Source organism: Tenacibaculum sp. SSH1-16, assembly GCF_040104435.1.
In the GTDB taxonomy this organism is placed as follows: domain Bacteria; phylum Bacteroidota; class Bacteroidia; order Flavobacteriales; family Flavobacteriaceae; genus Polaribacter; species Polaribacter mesophilus.
In genome coordinates, this window is record NZ_JBECOV010000004.1 from 182,276 (window position 1) to 199,164 (window position 16,889).

Consider the following 16,889-nt stretch of genomic DNA (forward strand, 5'->3'; position numbering starts at 1 on the left):
GTATATGCTAAGGTTTTCATTGAATTTTGTCTAAGAAATTTAAACAAAAAACAAAACAATGAAAACAAGATTTTATACATTCATACTTGCTTTATTTTTTAGCACTGCATTAATAGCACAAAAAAAACAAAACAAACCAAGCGTGTTAATGGTACTATCTAGTCACCAAGAATTAGGTAAAACCGGAAAAGAAACTGGCTACTATTTAAGTGAAGTTACGCATGCTTATGAGGTTTTTGAAGCTAATAATTATGAGATAACACTAGTTAGTCCAAAAGGAGGAAACCCGCCAGTAGATGGTTTTGATCTTAAGGATGAAGTGAATAATAAATATTGGAATGATGCAACATTTCAGAACAAACTTCAAAACACATTAAAAACTTCAAAAGTAAAAGCTAAAGATTACGACGCTATTTATTATGCTGGTGGACATGGAACAATGTGGGATTTCCCAAACAATAAAAAACTAGCGAAGATTGCTGCAAAAATTTACGAAAATGATGGTATTGTAGCAGCTGTTTGTCATGGTCCTTCGGCTTTAGTAAATATTAAATTATCTAATGGTAATTATTTAGTCGATGGTAAAACGGTAAGTGTATTTACAAATGAAGAAGAAGCCAATGTAAAATTGGAAAACGTTGTGCCATTTTTATTAGAAAACAAACTTATTGAACGTGGTGCAACTGTTGATAAAGCGACTGTATGGCAAGAAAAAGTAAGCGTAGATGAGCGTTTAGTAACAGGTCAAAATCCTGCTTCTGCAAAATTAGTAGCAGAAAAAATTGTAGAACTTTTAAAGGCTAAACACTAAAAATGGAAACGCAAATAGGAACTTTAAAAGCAAAATCAAAACGTAAAAGCCTACCAGCTGCATTATGGGCATTAACCATAAGTGCATTTGGTATCGGTACTACAGAATTTGTTATTGTTGGCTTACTGCCAACAGTAGCAAACGATTTAAACACCTCAATATCCTCTGCAGGTTTATTAGTAAGTCTGTACGCCGTTGGCGTTGCAATTGGTGCGCCAGTATTAACCGCATTAACAAGTCAAATTGCAAGAAAACGACTGCTAATAGCCATAATGCTATTATTTATAATTGGTAACGGATTGGCAGCTATTGCACCTAGTTTTATCTTACTAATTTTAGCTAGAATCTTAACAGGTTTTGCACATGGTGTGTTTTTTTCAATAGGCTCAACAATTGCAGCTAGTTTAGTGCCGGAAGATAAACGTGCTTCTGCCATTTCTATAATGTTTGCAGGTTTAACTGTAGCAATCGTTACTGGTGTACCATTAGGAACCTATATAGGACAAAACTTTGGATGGCGTGCCACCTTTATAGGTGTTGCTATCTTAGGAATTATTGGTGCGGTAGCAAGTTACTTTTTGGTACCAGCGTCGATTAAAACATCAAAACCACTTCGTATTGTAGATCAGTTAAAAGTACTTAAAAACCGTTCTATTTTGCTGGTACTTTCTATCACAGCTTTAGGTTATGGTGGTACTTTTGTAACCTTTACCTATTTAGCTTCTTTATTAGAAGAAGTTACTGGTTTTTCAGCAAATATGACGAGTATTTTATTACTAGTTTACGGTATTGCAATTGCATTAGGTAATGTAATAGGCGGTAAAGTATCTAATAAAAAACCAGGGAAAGCCTTAATGGTTATGTTTGCCTTACAAGCTATAGTATTGTTAATACTTTATTTTACAGCATCTAGCCAAATATGGTCAGTGGTTACACTATTTTTTATGGGCATATTAGCCTTTTCTAACGTGCCAGCATTACAATTGTATGTAGTAAAAATGTCTGAAAAGTACTTGCCAGGTACCGAAGATGTTTCATCAGCTTTAAATATAGCAGCCTTTAATGTAGGTATTGCAATTGGTGCTTATGTTGGCGGACTTATTATTGAATCTTCACTTGGTGTTGGCGCAACACCTTGGGTAGGTAGTATATTAGTAATAGTCGGCTTTTTAATCACTTTGATTTTATACAAAAAAGAAAAACTTTAAAACAATGAAAACTTTACAATTTAGAAATAACGACGAAATGCCAATTTTAGGTCTTGGTACCTTTAGATCAGAACCTAACGAAGTGTACACGTCGGTATACGAAGCTATTAAAATAGGTTACCGACATATTGATTGTGCATCAGTATATGGTAACGAAAAAGAAGTAGGAAACGCTATCGCAGATGCCATTAAAGAAGGTATTGTTACACGTGAAGACCTATGGATTACTTCAAAATTATGGAGCGATTCTCATGGAAGAGAAAACGTTATTCCTGCGTTACAAAACACCTTAAAAGATTTACAGTTAGAGTATTTAGATTTATACCTAATCCATTGGCCAATTGCCTTTAAAAAAGGTGTCGAGTTTCCTAAAACAGCAGAAGAATTTATTCCGCTTGAAGACCAGCCACTTACAGACACTTGGAAAGGTATGGAAGATGCTTTAGAACAAGGCTTAGCTAAGCATATTGGGATGAGTAATTTCAACCAAAATGATTTAACAGATATTATTGATCATGCTAAACATTTACCAGAAATGCTTCAGGTAGAAGTGCATCCGTTTTTACAACAAAACGAACTGTTAGAATTCGCTAAAGCACATCGCATTCACATGACGGCTTATGCACCAATAGGTTCTGGTGCAAATGATGATGATGATTTAAATTTGTTGAAAAACAAGACTGTTAACGATATTTCAACTGCTAATAACATGACTGCAGCACAGGTACTTTTAGCTTGGGATATACAACGTGGTGTTTCGGTAATACCAAAATCGGTTAACCCAAAACGCCTTCAAGAAAACTTTAATACTATTGCTTTTGAATTGAATGAAGACGATATGAAACGTATTGAAGCTTTAGATAAAAATCATCGTTTTATAGATGGTACTTTTTGGGAAGTTGAAAAAGGTCCGTATACAGCAGAGGGTATCTGGAATGACTAAGAACAAAACTACATCAGACATGTTTACTTATTTAAGTTTTAAACTGTTTGATGTAGTTCAATTTTTTTAATTTTATGAAAAATTTTGATAAACTATACAAACCAGGTAAAATGACGCTTGGTATTGAATTTCCTTTAGATAACGATTGGTCTTTAGAAGGCGATAAAAAACGAAAGGAAGATGGCAGACCATTTGGTGTGCCAGATATCAGTAAGCATTTACAGTACGTTAAACAAATTGATAAGGCTGGTTTTGCTGCAGTTTGGATTAGAGAAGTACCTGTTTACGATCCTAATTTTGGTGATGGCGCACAGTTATTTGACACCTTAAGTTATTTAGGGTATTTATCTGCCGCAACTAAAAATGTGTTGTTAGGTACAGCCGCAATAGTTTCTCCATTACATCAACCTATAAAACTAGCAAAAGCAACCGCTACGATAGAGCATCTAAGTGACAGCAGACTTATTTTAGGCTTAGGTTTGGGTGATAGACCTGTTGAGTTTCCAATGTATGGTATCGATTATCAAGAGCGACCAAAATTGTTTAGAGATCATCTAAATATTATGCAAGAAGCTTGGAAAACCAACAGTGATTTATCGGCCATATATCCGTTTTTAAATAAAGGTGTTGCGGTATACCCGAAGCCAAAACATCAAATTCCGCTAGTCGTTGCTGGACATTCCGGACAAAGTCTTGAGTGGATTGCCAAAAATGCTAATGGTTGGTTTAATTATCCAAGAACACCTGAAGAAACCTATTTAAACCGTAAACGATGGTGCGAAGCATTATACGATACAGATCAAGCCTGCAAACCTTATATTTCGGCATTTCATTTAAATCTGTTACAAGATGATAATACTATGTTTAAACCACATCGTTTTGGTGGTTCAGTTGGTATTAATCATTTAACTGAATTACTAAAAGCTTACGAAGACGCCGGTGTAAACCACATGGCCTTACATTTACGAAAGTCAGACACATCTTTAGGTGAGGCGATTTCAAAAATTGAAACAGTAGTTCTTCCTAATTTTTATTAATAATTTACATAATCAACAATTTCTAGCCCGTAACCAATCATACCTACACGTTTAGTTTGTTTAGTATTAGAAACCAAACGTAGTTTATGAATGTGTAAATCGTGTAAAATTTGTGCACCAATACCAAAGTCTTTGTTGTCCATGACTACATTAGGAGCTTTCATTTCACCTTTTGCTTGGTTCTCTTTTAAAATGCGAAGTCTATTTAAAAGGTTTAATGCTTGCATTTGTTGGTTAATAAATAATATAGCGCCTCTACCTTCATCATTAATAACTTTGAACATTTGATCTAATTTTTTGTCAGCATTATTGGTTAAGGTTCCTAAGATATCATTGTTAACCAAAGTAGAATTAACACGAGTTAAAATAGGCTCATTTTTACTCCAAGTACCTTTGGTTAGGGCAATGTGTACTTGGTTATTAGTAGTTTGTTTATATGCACGAAGGCGGAAATCACCAAAACGAGTTTGAATGTTAAAATCTTCTTTCTTTTCAATTAACGAGTCGTGCTCCATTCTATAAGCAACTAAATCTTCAATAGAAACAATTTTTAAATCAAATTTCTTAGCAACTTTCATTAGTTGAGGCAAGCGTGCCATGGTACCGTCTTCATTCATAATTTCAACGATAACGCCAGCAGGCTCTAAACCAGCTAAACGAGCAAAATCTATAGCAGCTTCTGTATGACCGGTTCTACGTAATACACCTCCGTTTTTAGCTTTTAAAGGAAAAATATGCCCTGGTCTAGCTAAATCAAAAGGTTTTGTATTAGGATTAATTAAAGCTTGTACAGTTTTAGCTCTATCAGAAGCAGAAATACCTGTAGTAACACCATTTCCACGTAAGTCAACCGATACAGTAAAAGCAGTTTCCATAGGGTCGGTATTGTTACTAACCATCATTCCTAACTCTAATTCTTTACAACGAGTTTCAGTAAGAGGGGTACAAATTAACCCACGACCATGAGTTGCCATAAAGTTGATCATTTCTGGGGTGATTTTTTCTGCAGCTGCTAAAAAGTCACCTTCATTTTCACGATCTTCATCATCAACTACGATAATAACTTTACCGTTTTTTATATCTTCAATAGCTTCTTCAATTGTGTTTAATTGAATATTAGTTGGTGTTTGTGTTGTCATTATGTTGCGGTTTTCTCTTTTTAGAGAATAAGTTTTTTACAAAGTTTCGTATTGGAGCAAAAAAGCTATTAATATCAAAAAGACCTTTATCTTTGGTAGCTCTAACTGTTAAAATAATAGCCAAAGGTAGCATTAAAAATACACTTAGCCAAGAGCCAGTAATAGCTGTAAGTGAGCTTTCTTCTGCTAGGTTTCTTCCGAAGGTATTGGAGAAAAAATATAGTACATAAATGGCAATTGCCAAAATCATAGGTAAGCCCATTCCTCCTTTTCTAATAATAGAACCTAAGGGAGCACCAATAAAGAAAAGTAATAAACAAGAAAGAGAAAAGGCCATACGATTAAAAAACTCTATATCATATAAATTTAAATATTTTCGTTTGTTTTTTAAGATGTCTTTGTTGGATTTATTATTGTTGATTGTACGTTCTAATTTAGAGGTAGCTACCGAAAGAATATTTTGCTTTTCTTTTAATTCAAAGTTTTCAAGAATGTCTAGAGAAAGGTTTTTGTTTATTAATGAGTCAGGGTGTTGGTATAAACCTTCTACATCAATACTTAAAAACAAGTTTTTAGCTCTACTACTAACAAAAGCATCATAATTTTGTTTCATTGTTGGCAAAGTGTCTTTTAACTGAGCCAAACTTAACATATTGTAATTTGTTTTATACTTTTCATCTTCCAAACCATCATCATTAAATGAAGAGATATCAATGTTAATAGTATATTCTTTAAAAGTTGCGTAGGAAGCTGGCATTTTTTCTCGCTCTTTATAAGAAACTCCGTTTTTCAAATGATGTTCAAAATAATGTCCATTTTTTAAAACCAATGTCATATAACGACTACCTTCTTCTGAAAGAATTTCACCACGTTCTGCAGTAATTATTTTATTGTTTCCTTTTTTAGAAGATAAGTCGTAAATCATCACTTCTTTTAAAAGGTTATCATCTTTACCGTACTTTTCTTTAAATTTTATTTGAAAATTAGGGATTTCAGTGTTAAAACTTCCTGCAACTAACGCTATTGCAGGTTGTTTCTTTTTAATGTTTACCTTCATGTTTAATTGCTTAAGCATTGCGTATGGGTATACATAGTTAAGAAACAAAAAGTTAATACTACTTAAAAAAATAGCTAAGAAAACAATAGGGCGTACCATACGCTGTAAAGACACACCTGCAGATTTTGCTGCAGCAAATTCATAATTTTCAGATAAACTACCCAGTGTCATAATAGAAGATAATAAAACACCAATAGGTAAAGCTTGAGGGGTGACAATAAGAGTTGTGTACCACAAGAATTTTAAAATAATTCCTGCGCTAATACCTTTACCAGCAAAATTATCAAAAGCTAACCATAATACTTGCATTACTAATACAAACAAAATGATAAAGAAGGTTGCTAAAAAAGGAACTAAGAAGCTTTTTAATATATATCTGTCTAATGTTTTCACAGATGCAAAGGTAGTAGGTTAGTGGCATATAAACACAAAAGTTTTGTTAATGATTTTTGAGCAAATCAGTAACAAAACTTTTATGTAATTTTTTAGTCGATATAATATCCTTGCTTAGCATACTTAGTTCTATCAAAAGAAAAAAGTTGAGCAGATATAGGTTGGTTGCTTTTAAATTTAGTAATTGTAAAAGTAGTTTCAGCTCCGTTAGAGCCTATTTGGGTAAGTTTATAAATATGTTTTGTTTTAGCATCGATACCTAATTGAACTTTTACAATATCAGAGTTACTATCAATAGGAGTAAGGTCTATGTACTGAACTTTACGTCCATTACTGTTTTTTAATGCCCCCATTTGGTAATTATAACCTTCTTTGTAAAAAGTTAATAATTTAGAAGGGTAAATAAAGCCATCTTCTTCATCTAAATTACCATTGTTAATACTAACCTCCTTTTCATCTTGGTTAATAACAACTAATTTTTTTCCATCAAAAATAAAGGTGTTTCCAAGATAGTCTAGGTTATACTTTTCACCAGAGAGTGTAATTTCTCCTCTTATTGGAGGGTCATTTGTGATACCCGCTTCTTTGTTAATTAAAGAAGAATTAAAACCTATAACCATGTTTCTGTAGGTACCCATTTTATTTGAAACTTCATCTAACAGTTTTTTTGCTTCAGAAGAATCTGTTTGTCCCATAGCACTAATGCTAATACATAATCCAATAAATAATAATCCTATTTTTTTCATCGTCTTTCTTATTTCCACTTTCGGAATAGTTTATAATTATTAATTCTTTTCACTTTCTAATAATTGTTCTAAAGCAATTAAGTCTGGTACAAGTACTTGTCGTGCTTTGCTACCTTCGAAAGGACCTACAATACCAGCGGCTTCTAATTGATCTATTAACCTACCTGCTCGGTTGTAACCTAACTTCAATTTACGTTGCAATAACGATGCCGAACCTTGTTGTGCAGTAACAATAACTTCAGCTGCTTCTTTGAACAGTTTATCTCTGTCTGCAATATCAACATCAAGATTTGTGCCACCTTCTTCGCCAACATATTCTGGAAGTAAATAAGCTTCTGGGTACGCACGTTGGGAACCAATAAAATCGGTGATTTTTTCTACTTCAGGTGTATCTACGAAAGCACACTGAATTCGAGTAATATCATTTCCTCCAGAATACAATAAGTCACCTCTACCAATTAATTGGTCTGCTCCTGGGGCATCTAAAATAGTTCTCGAATCAATTTTTGAAGTTACTCTAAAAGCAATTCTAGAAGGGAAGTTTGCTTTTATAATACCTGTAATTACATTAACCGATGGACGCTGAGTTGCCACAATTAAATGAATACCGATGGCACGTGCTAATTGAGCTAAACGAGCAATAGGGGTTTCTACTTCTTTTCCAGCGGTCATAATCAAATCAGCAAATTCGTCAATTACTAATACAATATAAGGTAAAAAGCGATGTCCGTTTTCAGGATTTAGTTTACGAGCCTTAAACTTAGCGTTGTATTCTTTAATATTACGAACCATGGCATTTTTAAGCAAGTCGTAACGATTATCCATTTCAATACATAAAGAGTTTAAAGTGTTAACTACTTTGGTAGTATCTGTAATAATAGCATCAGAATCATCTGGTAATTTCGCTAAGTAATGACGCTCTATTTTATTGAATAGTGTTAATTCTACTTTTTTAGGATCAACTAATACAAACTTTACTTCAGCTGGATGTTTTTTGTATAGAAGTGATGTTAAAATAGCATTCAATCCTACTGATTTACCTTGTCCTGTAGCACCTGCCATAAGTAAGTGAGGCATTTTAGCTAAATCGATAACAAAGGTTTCATTTGAAATAGTTTTACCTAAAGCAATAGGAAGTTGCATAGGTGATTCTTGAAACTTTTTTGAAGAAATTACCGAATGCATAGACACGATAGTTGCTTTTTTATTAGGTACTTCAATACCAATGGTTCCTTTACCTGGAATAGGAGCAATAATACGTATTCCTAAAGCTGAAAGTGATAAAGCAATATCGTCTTCTAGGTTTTTAATTTTTGAAATACGAACTCCAGCTTCAGGTACAATTTCATATAAGGTAATTGTTGGGCCAACAGTTGCTTTTATTTGTGCAATACCAATTTTGTAGTTTTTTAAAGTTTCTACGATTTGATTTTTCTTAGCTTCAAGTTCGGTAGGGTCAACAGAAATGCTTTCGTTGTATTCTTTTAGTAAGTTAAAAGAAGGGAATTTAAAATTTCCTAGCTCTAAGGTAGGGTCAAACTCGCCAAAATCTTTGAGTAATTGATCTGATAAGTTTTCAGAGACACTTTTTTCTTCTGCAATTTTTTCAATAGCAACTTCTACTTCTTTTTTACTGTCTTCTAATATATCTATCGTAGGCTCGTTAGTTTGAGTAATATCTAAAGAAATTTCTTCTTTCTTTTCGTTATTTGAAGTTTCATCAACACCAGAATAGTTAGAAATGGTTGGTTGTAAATTTTCTAGAGATAATTCAAAGTCTGATTTATCTTTCTTTGCTTCTTCAGTTTTAGCTTCTTCAGAATTGATGTTAACATCAGTATCATTTACAATTGTAGAGTCATCTCTGTTAACTTTAGGAGTATCTTTTATAGCGTTAGCTTTTTTCTCTTTATTAACTTTTACCTTTTCACTAATTGTTTCAGGAGTAATACTAAAGCGTATAATTAAATAAGCAACTAAAAAGAAAATAAGCAAAATAGCTAGCCCTGTTTTACCTATGAAAGTTTGTAAATATTCATTTAATTCAAAACCAATAACTCCTGATAAAAGGGCATGTTTTTTTTCAAAAAAACCCAGAGTTATTGCAAACCATAACATAATAAGAATAGCCCAGTTCCAAGAGGTTATAATTCTTTTTAGATTAGTTTGAAGTAAAATTCTAGATCCTGTTAAAAACAATGTTATAGGTATAATAAAAGCCCCTAAACCAAAACCGTCGTATACAAGAAAATTACTGAGTTTAGCACCTATTTTTCCTAATAAATTTTTAGTAGGAATTGTTCTGTCTGCAAATTGACTAAGTGTGCTTTGATCTTCTTGCCAAGAGAAGAAAAAAGAAATAAAAGCAACGGTTAAAAATATAGAAAACAGTAATAGAAAAAAACCTAGAATAGTTTGGTTTTGTCTATTTGAAAAAAAGGTTTTAGCCTTTTTAATGATAGAAGTTTTTGACTGTTTTTTTTGAACAGTTGTCTTTTTTTTTGCCATGTATTTTTGTTAGGAATAAATTGAACGCTACAATATAGCTATTATTTTAGGAAGGTAAATTACTCCAGCAATAATTAACGATACAAGAGCTGCAAATGCAGGAGCACCAGCAGCAATATCTTTAATGAAACCTATTTTTTTATGGTAATTTGGGTGTATAAAATCAGCTACTTTTTCTATGGCAGTATTTAGAGCTTCAGCAACTAAAACAACTCCTATAGCTAACACTTGAACTATCCATTCGGTTGCAGATATGTTAAAGCAAAAACCTAGGAAAACAGCAATTAAAGCAAATGTAAGTTGAGCCTTTATGCTATCTTCTGTAGTTATTAATAACCACATTCCCTTTACTGCAAATTTAATACTACGTATGCGTCCTTTTAAAAAGCCGTCATTCGGGTTCTTCATATATTCTTAAAGAGCTTTTAACGCAGCTTCATAATTAGGTTCGTCTACAGTTTCGTTTACTTGTTCTGTATAGGTTACAGTACCATTTTCATCAATAATAACAATAGAACGAGAATGTAAGCCTGCTAAAGGTCCTGTAACAATTTCCAATCCATAGTCTTTGCCAAATCTACCAGCAGCAAAATCAGATAACATTACTACATTTTCAATACCTTCAGCACCACAAAAACGATCTTGAGCAAAAGGTAAGTCTCTAGAAATACATAAAACTTTAGTGTTTTCTAAATTGGCTGCTTTTTTGTTGAATTCTCTAACAGAGGTAGCACAAGTACCTGTATCAACACTTGGGAAAATATTTAAAATTAACCTAGTACCATTAAAGTTATCTAATTTTTTAATAGATAAATCAGTTGCAACTAATGAAAAATCAATTGCTTTAGTTCCTATTTTAGGTAGGTTACCTATTGTTTCAATAGGGCTCCCTTTTAGTGTTATTGATGCCATTTTATATGTGTTTTAGGAAAATCAAAAATAAGAATAATTAAATAACTTATAAGAATATTCTAAGTTTTCCTTAGAGATTTAATTTCTTATAAAACCAAAAGACAATCTTTTTCGTAGGTATGATTAAATAGAAATATTAATTTAAAAATCATTATTTATGAAAACCTTAAACTTTTTAAAAGTAACCGTTTTAGTAGTCGCTTTATTAACCAGCTATAGTATTACGGCACAAGAAAAAACAAAAATGGTTGGAGGTGCAGAAATGTATCCATCAAAAAACATTGTACAAAATGCTGTAAACTCTAAAGATCATACAACATTGGTAGCCGCTGTAAAAGCAGCAAACTTAGTAGATGTTTTATCAAGCAAAGGACCTTTTACAGTTTTTGCTCCTGTAAATAAGGCTTTTGATAAACTTCCAGAAGGAGTAGTAGAATCATTATTGAAACCAGAAAATAAAATGAAGTTACAGACCATTTTGAAGTATCATGTTGTTGCTGGTAAATGGAGTGCAAACGAACTAGTGAAATTAATAAAAGATAAAGGAGGTAAGGTTTCTATAGAAACTGTTAGCGGAGGTAAAATCACAGCATGGATGAAAGGAAAAAATGTTTATATATCTGATGCAAATGGAGGTAAAGCAAAGGTTACTATTGCAGATGTAAATCAATCTAATGGAGTAATTCATGTAATTAATAGCGTTTTATTACCAAAATCATAAAGATTAGAATATAATGTAATTATTTGATGTTATAAAAACCGCTTTTTTAAGCGGTTTTTATTTTGTCATAACCCTGTATTATTTTAGATAACAGTTGTATTTTTGCAAGCTGAAAAGAGTACTAAATTGAACATTAAGCAATATACATCAGAATTTAAATATAACTTAAAACTTGCAGCTCCTGTAATGTTAGGTATGTTGGGACATACTTTTGTGAGTTTTATAGATAATATAATGGTAGGGCAATTAGGAACTGCTGAGTTGGCAGCAGTTTCATTAGGAAATAGCTTTATGTTTATAGCTATGTCTTTAGGTATTGGTTTTTCTACCGCAATAACTCCTTTAATTGCTGAAGCAGATTCTTCAAATAATTTTACGCAAGCAAAATCTACTTTTAAGCATGGACTTTTTTTATGCACTATGATGGGGCTTGTACTGTTTTTAGCTGTTTTCTTTTCGAAGCCGTTAATGTATTTAATGAAACAACCTATAGAAGTAGTTGAGTTAGCGATTCCATATTTAGATTTGGTAGCCTTTTCATTAATTCCGATGATTATTTTTCAGGCATTTAAACAGTTTAGCGATGGAATGTCGATGACACGTTACCCTATGTATGCAACATTAATAGCTAATGTGTTAAACGTGCTACTTAATTACTTATTTATTTATGGAAAGTTTGGTTTTCCAGAGTTAGGAATAGTAGGAGCTGCTTATGGAACATTACTTTCAAGGTTTGTAATGGTAGTATATCTGTGGTGGTTGTTAAGTAAAAAGGAACGTTCAAAACGCTTGGTAACCAATATTAAGTTTTTTGTTTTAGATACTTTGATGATTCGAAAAATATTAAATTTAGGTACACCAAGTGCTATGCAAATGTTTTTTGAAGTAGCTATTTTTACGGCAGCAATTTGGTTAAGTGGATTGTTAGGTAAAAACCCTCAAGCAGCAAATCAAATAGCATTGAATTTATCTTCGATGACATTTATGGTAGCAACCGGGTTAAGTGTTGCTTCTATGATTAGAGTGGGAAATCAAAAAGGATTAAAAAATTATAAAGAATTACGAAGAATAGCGTTTTCAATATTTTTCTTAGGAACAATATTAGCGGTTGTATTTGCTACTTTCTTCTTTGTTTTTCATAAATCATTACCAAATTTATATGTTGATTTAAGCGATGCTGAAAATTATGCAGATAATATGGAGGTAATGAGTATAGCAGCAAACTTATTAATTGCTGCCGCAATTTTTCAGATTAGTGATAGTATACAAGTTGTAATGTTAGGTGCTTTACGTGGTTTACAAGATGTTAAAATACCTACATTAATAACTTTTATATCGTATTGGATAGTTGGTTTTCCGATTAGCTTTTTCTTTGGAGCAAAAGATATGTATGGTAGCTTTGGTATTTGGTTAGGATTACTAGCAGGATTAACTACAGCGTCAATCTTATTATTTATACGATTTAACAAATTAACTATCAAACTTATTAAAACAAAACACCATGAACTTACCTAAATTTTTATTAGCAGATAATAGTAAACACCCAGAAGATATTTTCGTTTTGCATACTGAATATCCTCGTTTTTTAATTAATTTAAAAGACGATGAAGTTGAATGGTTTGAAGATTTATCAAATGAAAATGAACAAGATTTAGCTAATGAGTTAGAAAGCTTAATTGAAGCTGCAGGATTGTTTTATGATGCAGAAATGGAAGGGTTAGATTAAAAATTAAACTTCTAAAAATTCAATAGGGTTTAGATAAAACATTTTTTTCCACCCTTGTCTTTCTGAATCAATCTTCCATACATAAGGTATTATAGTAAGTATAGAGTAGTGTAAATGTGGAGCTTTTCCAGCGGCATTCCCACTAGTTCCGACAGTACCAATTACTGAGTTATTATTTACAAAAGTTAAAGAAGATGTTTTTACGTTTTCTAAATGTGCATAATAATGTAGCCTCCATTTTGGACCTAAAACTAGTACTGTATTTCCGCCCATACTTGTTTTTCCAGAAAATAAAACTATTCCAAGAGTAGAAGAAGTGATTTTAGTATTTTTCTTAGCAAAAATATCAACCCCTTTGTGAGTAATTGATTTTCCCCAAGGGTAATACCAAAATGATTTTGGGTTGTAATCTGATTTGGTAGCTCCCTTAACAGGCATTTTTAAGTTTTGAGGAATTAAAAAACCTGTTAATAGAAGCACTAAAATAATAAGAACTCTTCTTTTTATTTTAATAGCCTTTACCACCAAAGCTCTTTTTTTTCTTCTTTCCAAAGAATTAATCTGAAATCTTCATAATGATTTCCATTACCAATGGTATGTGTATCTCTGTGCCCTTTACCTAATTTTAATTTATGAAGAATTCCAGCATAGGTACTTACCCATAAAGTTTGATTGTTGTCAGAAATTGTAATACCGCTAATGGTAGAGCCAAGATAATGTCGCCAAATACAGTTCCCATTTTTATCAAAAGCTTTAATGTATCCGTAAGCATCACCTAAAATGTAATAGTCTTTAGTAGCTGTACCAACATACACTCTCATTTCATCATCAATAACCTTAAAATTATCTGCTTCATCTACATAAGATTCAACTTCTAATCCGTTTAAGTTCTTAGCATCAACCCCTATGGTAATTCCGTTATAAAAATGACAAGAGTTTGTAATAAGTTGTTTGTCGTCTTTAGAAAATAGGCAAAAATGAGGATAAGAAGATTGCGGACCAATTTCTCCAATTTGATTTCCTTCATTATCTAATACTCGATGATCAAAAGATTGATCACCAACTACAATATATTTATTGTCATTAGATAAAGCAGCGTTTTCCATGTCTATGTATGGTTCCCATTCTTCATCTTCTAAATCGGGCAAAGGATGTATCATGTGTGTCTTGTTTTTAGATATTAAAAATATTCCTTCTGAAGTAGTAATAAGTACTTTTTTTCCATCGTTGAAGGGTGTTATATTTGAAATACCTAATTCATTTATATCGCCTAACTCAAAAGTTTCAATAATTTCTCCATCCCATTCTTTACGTGTAATTAATGTTTTTGGAGTTTTAATTGCAAAAATGTTGTTTTGATGAGATTTTCCTATGGCATCAATGGTATTATCTAATTTAATAAGTGTTCTGTTGTTTAGAAGATAGGCTTGCCTATTTTGATAGGCGCTACCTGTTACAAAAACGATTTTTTCATTTTCAATAAAGCATAGCTGTTCAATACTTTGTCCTTTTTCTTTAAAATATTTTATTAATGGAGTATGAGAAGGTGGGTATTGTTTTCTGAACTCTTCAATATGTCCAGTTTTATTGGCTTCTCTTAACTTTTGTACCACGACATCAGCTAAATGATCACGATTGTCTTCTGGTTCTTTACCTTTCCAATTTTCCCAACCATGTTCTTCACCAAAAGAAACCATCTTGTTAACCTCAGTAGCATAAGTTTCGCCAATTTTACACCATTCTTGTTGTATTTCTTTGTCGTTTGCTTTACTAGTCTCCATTATATACTTTTACTTTTTAAATATGTTTTACTTTTTTATAGCCAATCAGCTTCAATTCCTTTTTCTTGAAATTCTTCTAAAAGTGAATCATTTTTGCTGTAAAGAAGAGAAATGTTTTTTAAGTTAGGAAGTAGTTTAGCATCAACAGCAGAGTTTACACTAAATACATCATCTTCACCATCCCAAAAGGGAATAATTTGACCATAGATTTCGTCACCACCATCCATGTCTAGTTCTTCAATGTTTTCAACCATTTCTGAAGTAATTTTTAAGTTTTTAAAATGTTCTAATACTTCAGGAATAATTTCATAACCTTCTTCTTCAATAACATCATAAGCTTCTGAGCTAGATAAGTTTCGCTGTTTTTCTATAAACTCATAAACGTCTAATTTAGGCTCTAATACTTCTTGAACATACATTAATTCATTAATTACTGCTAGTTTAAAGTTTAATTCTTTAAAATTTAATTGATTACTCATAGTCTACTTTGTGTTTTAATTAGCAAGAGGTTAAGTGTAGAAAACACTTAATAGCTTTTTTGGGTGAAATTATTTATAAAAACAAAGGCAATCGACACGAAATTTGTTAAAAAAAATATAAGATTAGCTTGTGAATGATGATTAAAGTTTATGAAAGAAACGCAATAGCGTATTTCTATCACTATTGCGTTTTTAGGTCTATTTAGTTATTTGATGTGTCCAAAAAGCACCACTAATATCAGTTATTTTTAATGTATATGTTCCGTTAGAAAGATTAGAAAAAACTTGATTTTTGAAAATCATTTTAGCTTTAGCACCTAAAGGCACAACCAAGCTGTGTTTATCTGGTTTTATTTTAGCAACATAATAATTTAAGATGTTTTCATTAGTTAAAGAAGCTAAGTCTTTTTGAGAATACTGAATAACAGTATTATTTTGTTGGTTTGATAATTCAACAGAGATAACCCAAGAACCGTAAACATCAACACCCTCTGTTCTAAAAAGGTCAAAAGAAAGTATATCGTTGCTAATTTTAGCTTCTGTTATTTCTAATTTAGGTTTTACTGATTTGTTATGAAGTGTACCCCAAACTCCGCCATGAAATACTTGGTTTGTGAATAAAGTCATTCCTAAAATAGTCAAGGATCCTATTAAAACAAATTTTGGAAAAATATGGTTCTTAATTGGTATAACTCCTGACCCTAACCATGCAAACCATTTCTTTTTAGTAAAGGAAAAATTGTTTTTTATGAAGTAGTTGTCTATTGAATATTTACCGCTGCCTGTTAAAAAAAGTACATAACCTGTTGCAATTCCAAGTACACCAATTTGCCATTCGTCAAGACATGTTGTACCTATCCAACCAGAGCCAAGGAGAATTCCCATTGCCAACCCAAATACACCAATACTCATTATTCTGGTAAATAAACCAAATATGATGAATAAACCTACAATTCCTTCAATAATGGTAAATATTACCATGTTTAACCATAGGATGTCAGGATTTTCTACTAAATATTGAATAAGAGGTTTAATGCCTAAAGCGTTAGGGAGAAAGTGATTGAATTTTTCTCCAATGTACCCAGCTACTTCAGGATCAAGTTTATTAGCTAAAATTGTTCTTCTCCAAAAGGCAGAAAAATATGTCCAGCCAATAACTAAACGTATAGCAAGAACTAAAAGTCCAGAATCATTTTTTATATTGTTGTTAATCATTTTTTTTATTTAAGTTAAGTGAGGCTAGCTATTTAAACTTAAGGCATAGCCACGAGTTACATAAACATTGTTTATGTAGGTTGTTATTGTTTTACTTGATGTTGTTAAATTCTACTTTTTATTAAAGTAAACTATTAAGTGGAAAGTGGTATTAAAGATAAACCTTAAAGTTTTTAAATAAAATATAAAGAGGAACTGAAGTTGTTACATCTC

Annotated in this window: 17 protein-coding genes; 7 read left to right on the plus strand and 10 right to left on the minus strand. The window is 31.9% G+C overall.

Annotated features, from left to right (window positions below):
- Nucleotides 1–58 precede the first annotated feature (58 nt).
- The 4 genes from ABMY20_RS07605 (at nucleotide 59) to ABMY20_RS07620 (ending at nucleotide 3,999) form a co-directional block, all read left to right on the plus strand.
- Entirely contained in the window at nucleotides 59–811 is a 753-nt protein-coding gene (locus ABMY20_RS07605; RefSeq protein ID WP_349264995.1) for a type 1 glutamine amidotransferase domain-containing protein, read from the plus strand.
- 2 nt (nucleotides 812–813) lie between these two features.
- A complete protein-coding gene (locus ABMY20_RS07610) occupies nucleotides 814–2,019 on the plus strand; it encodes an MFS transporter (RefSeq protein WP_173360665.1) in 1,206 nt (401 codons plus the stop codon).
- A 4-nt stretch (nucleotides 2,020–2,023) separates the two neighbouring features.
- Nucleotides 2,024–2,962, plus strand: coding sequence for an aldo/keto reductase (locus ABMY20_RS07615; protein ID WP_159616074.1), 939 nt, complete (start codon nucleotides 2,024–2,026; stop codon nucleotides 2,960–2,962).
- 74 nt (nucleotides 2,963–3,036) lie between these two features.
- Nucleotides 3,037–3,999: a TIGR03571 family LLM class oxidoreductase gene (locus ABMY20_RS07620; RefSeq protein ID WP_349264996.1), complete on the plus strand. Its 963-nt coding sequence runs from the start codon at nucleotides 3,037–3,039 to the stop codon at nucleotides 3,997–3,999.
- Here ABMY20_RS07620 and ribB read toward each other — a convergent pair.
- The 6 genes from ribB to tpx form a co-directional block, all read right to left on the minus strand.
- Nucleotides 3,996–5,138 (minus strand): 3,4-dihydroxy-2-butanone-4-phosphate synthase, encoded by a 1,143-nt coding sequence (gene ribB / locus ABMY20_RS07625; protein WP_073181292.1) that lies wholly within the window; start codon nucleotides 5,136–5,138, stop codon nucleotides 3,996–3,998. The genes ABMY20_RS07620 and ribB overlap by 4 nt on opposite strands.
- Nucleotides 5,116–6,588, minus strand: a complete 1,473-nt coding sequence (locus tag ABMY20_RS07630; protein WP_349264997.1) for an LptF/LptG family permease — start codon at nucleotides 6,586–6,588, stop codon at nucleotides 5,116–5,118. The genes ribB and ABMY20_RS07630 overlap by 23 nt, the downstream gene beginning before the upstream one ends.
- A gap of 92 nt (nucleotides 6,589–6,680) precedes the next feature.
- Complete coding sequence (locus ABMY20_RS07635; protein ID WP_047789293.1) at nucleotides 6,681–7,334, minus strand: outer membrane lipoprotein carrier protein LolA; 654 nt, start codon at nucleotides 7,332–7,334, stop codon at nucleotides 6,681–6,683.
- A gap of 39 nt (nucleotides 7,335–7,373) precedes the next feature.
- A complete protein-coding gene (locus ABMY20_RS07640) occupies nucleotides 7,374–9,842 on the minus strand; it encodes a DNA translocase FtsK (protein ID WP_349264998.1) in 2,469 nt (822 codons plus the stop codon).
- Between the two features lie 27 nt (nucleotides 9,843–9,869).
- Nucleotides 9,870–10,250 carry a diacylglycerol kinase family protein gene (locus tag ABMY20_RS07645; protein WP_349264999.1) on the minus strand — a complete coding sequence of 127 codons (381 nt, stop codon included), beginning with the start codon at nucleotides 10,248–10,250 and terminating at the stop codon, nucleotides 9,870–9,872.
- A 6-nt stretch (nucleotides 10,251–10,256) separates the two neighbouring features.
- Nucleotides 10,257–10,754 (minus strand): thiol peroxidase, encoded by a 498-nt coding sequence (gene tpx, locus ABMY20_RS07650; protein WP_047789290.1) that lies wholly within the window; start codon nucleotides 10,752–10,754, stop codon nucleotides 10,257–10,259.
- A 157-nt stretch (nucleotides 10,755–10,911) separates the two neighbouring features.
- On the opposite strand from tpx, the gene ABMY20_RS07655 reads away from it, so the two are divergent.
- From ABMY20_RS07655 to ABMY20_RS07665, 3 genes are all read left to right on the plus strand, one after another.
- On the plus strand, nucleotides 10,912–11,475 hold the full coding sequence (locus tag ABMY20_RS07655) for a fasciclin domain-containing protein (protein ID WP_349265000.1): 564 nt from the start codon (nucleotides 10,912–10,914) through the stop codon (nucleotides 11,473–11,475).
- A 126-nt stretch (nucleotides 11,476–11,601) separates the two neighbouring features.
- Nucleotides 11,602–12,990, plus strand: a complete 1,389-nt coding sequence (locus ABMY20_RS07660) for an MATE family efflux transporter (RefSeq protein WP_349265001.1) — start codon at nucleotides 11,602–11,604, stop codon at nucleotides 12,988–12,990.
- On the plus strand, nucleotides 12,977–13,201 hold the full coding sequence (locus tag ABMY20_RS07665) for a hypothetical protein (protein ID WP_073181286.1): 225 nt from the start codon (nucleotides 12,977–12,979) through the stop codon (nucleotides 13,199–13,201). Before ABMY20_RS07660 ends, ABMY20_RS07665 begins: the two co-directional genes overlap by 14 nt.
- Before the next feature lie 3 nt (nucleotides 13,202–13,204).
- Here ABMY20_RS07665 and ABMY20_RS07670 read toward each other — a convergent pair whose 3' ends face one another.
- The 4 genes from ABMY20_RS07670 to ABMY20_RS07685 all read right to left on the minus strand — a co-directional run bounded on the left by ABMY20_RS07670 (nucleotide 13,205) and on the right by ABMY20_RS07685 (nucleotide 16,676).
- A complete protein-coding gene (locus ABMY20_RS07670; RefSeq protein ID WP_349265002.1) occupies nucleotides 13,205–13,753 on the minus strand; it encodes a M23 family metallopeptidase in 549 nt (182 codons plus the stop codon).
- The gene (locus ABMY20_RS07675; RefSeq protein ID WP_349265003.1) at nucleotides 13,720–14,982 is read right to left on the minus strand and encodes a hypothetical protein; all 1,263 of its coding nucleotides are present in this window, start codon (nucleotides 14,980–14,982) and stop codon (nucleotides 13,720–13,722) included. The genes ABMY20_RS07670 and ABMY20_RS07675 overlap by 34 nt, the downstream gene beginning before the upstream one ends.
- A 35-nt stretch (nucleotides 14,983–15,017) precedes the next feature.
- Nucleotides 15,018–15,461, minus strand: coding sequence for a hypothetical protein (locus ABMY20_RS07680; RefSeq protein ID WP_349265004.1), 444 nt, complete (start codon nucleotides 15,459–15,461; stop codon nucleotides 15,018–15,020).
- Between the two features lie 198 nt (nucleotides 15,462–15,659).
- The gene (locus tag ABMY20_RS07685) at nucleotides 15,660–16,676 is read right to left on the minus strand and encodes a TQO small subunit DoxD (protein ID WP_349265005.1); all 1,017 of its coding nucleotides are present in this window, start codon (nucleotides 16,674–16,676) and stop codon (nucleotides 15,660–15,662) included.
- Nucleotides 16,677–16,889 lie beyond the last annotated feature (213 nt).